The organism is Mesorhizobium sp. M0019 (assembly GCF_040323975.1).
GTDB lineage: Bacteria > Pseudomonadota > Alphaproteobacteria > Rhizobiales > Rhizobiaceae > Mesorhizobium.
The window spans coordinates 1-577 of the sequence record NZ_JAMYVK010000155.1; the positions used below are offsets into that span (position 1 = coordinate 1).

Sequence of the window (577 nt, forward strand, 5' to 3'; positions counted from 1 at the left end):
CGATGATCACCCACACGCTGAAGCTCGAGGACATCAACAAGGGCTTTGACCTGATGCATGAAGGCAAGTCGATCAGGAGCGTGGTAGTCTATTGAAGGAGGTACTGATCCGGGTTCGGATCCGATATCCGAATTTCAGCGAGTCGCTCAGTATGCAGAGCTGGCAATTCGGCGAACAGCTTTGGGTAGCGCTTAGGAATAACAACCGCGTTCGCATCGACCTCGACGAGATCGACCGCGGCAGAGAAGAAATATCGTTTCTCGTGCGCGATACATATCTGAGCAAGGCGCTCAAGGTGGTAGAGCGCGTCAAGCAAGAACACCGTATGGAGAATGAAGCGGTAATCGAAACGGAACCAGCATAGAACCAAGGGAGGAGACAAAAATGCCGGAAAAATTGCATCCTAAAATCGACAATGGACCGCCACGGGAAAAGCCCGATTTTGCCGGCGGCACGCTGGTCTGCGCCTGCACCAGCAACCCGGTCAAGGTCAAGGTCAAGGGCCAGATCGCCCACAACCATGCCTGCGGCTGCACCAAATGCTGGAAGCCGGAAGGCGCGCTGTTCTCGGTCGTGG

1 protein-coding gene and 1 pseudogene are annotated in these 577 nt (G+C 54.9%); both read left to right on the forward strand.

The annotated features are described in order from the left end of the window. Nucleotides 1–91: 91 nt before the first annotated feature. Nucleotides 92–364 (forward strand): hypothetical protein, encoded by a 273-nt coding sequence (locus tag NKK47_RS35120; RefSeq protein WP_352579947.1) that lies wholly within the window; start codon nt 92–94, stop codon nt 362–364. A 20-nt stretch (nt 365–384) separates the two neighbouring features. Further along, a pseudogene (locus NKK47_RS35125) lies at nt 385–577 on the forward strand (S-(hydroxymethyl)glutathione synthase); the annotation flags it as partial.